This window comes from Pseudomonas fluorescens, assembly GCF_902497995.1.
In the GTDB taxonomy this organism is placed as follows: Bacteria; Pseudomonadota; Gammaproteobacteria; order Pseudomonadales; family Pseudomonadaceae; genus Aquipseudomonas; species Aquipseudomonas fluorescens_BK.
This window is the reverse complement of sequence record NZ_CABVII010000067.1, coordinates 1-568: the sequence shown is the minus strand read 5'-3', so window position 1 is coordinate 568 and position 568 is coordinate 1. Positions and strand designations below refer to the sequence as shown.

The 568-nt window shown below is 59.7% G+C and carries 1 protein-coding gene and 1 pseudogene; both read right to left on the bottom strand.

Annotation, left to right across the window (positions count from 1 at the left end):
• The coding region (locus tag F8N80_RS30935; RefSeq protein WP_150785340.1) for a helix-turn-helix domain-containing protein at positions 1 to 248 on the bottom strand (248 nt) is incomplete at its 3' end.
• Between the two features lie 25 nt (positions 249 to 273).
• Positions 274 to 568 (bottom strand): annotated as a pseudogene (locus tag F8N80_RS30930) (FAD-binding oxidoreductase); the annotation flags it as partial.

Sequence of the window (568 nt, the reverse complement as noted above, 5' to 3'; positions counted from 1 at the left end):
GGGCGGGTGACCCACGGCAGCTCTTTAGGTTTGGGCAAACTATAGAAATAGGTGGTTGGCACGCCGAAGGTTTCGCTGATCGCGGTCAGATCGGCGACGGTGGGCCGCGACAAGCCGCGCTCGACCTGCGAGAGGAAGCCCACCGAACGACCGATCTTGTCGGCCAGTTCTTTCAGGGTCCACTTCTTGTGCTTGCGCAGGTCGTGGATGAGGATCGCCAGCGCGGCGATTTCTTCTTGCTTGGTCATCGTCGGGTATCCACAAATGGCCTCTTCAAATGCTGTCACGCAGGCGATACCAGGCTTTGCCGATCGCCTCCAGCGGTGCTGCGAAATGTTTGCCGCCGGGGAAACGACCATTGCTCAGGCCCTGATACAAGGCCAATTCGTCCGTATTGCCTAGAATCGCGTCGGACACTGCACGCGCAGCGGCCAGCGTCGGCAACACGCCATGACCGGAATAACCTTGCAGCCAGTAACGGTTACCCTCGCAACCGACATCCGGCGTGCGTTTAAGAGTCAGATCGATGTGCCCGCCCCAGGCGAATTCCACCTCGACGCCTTTGAGC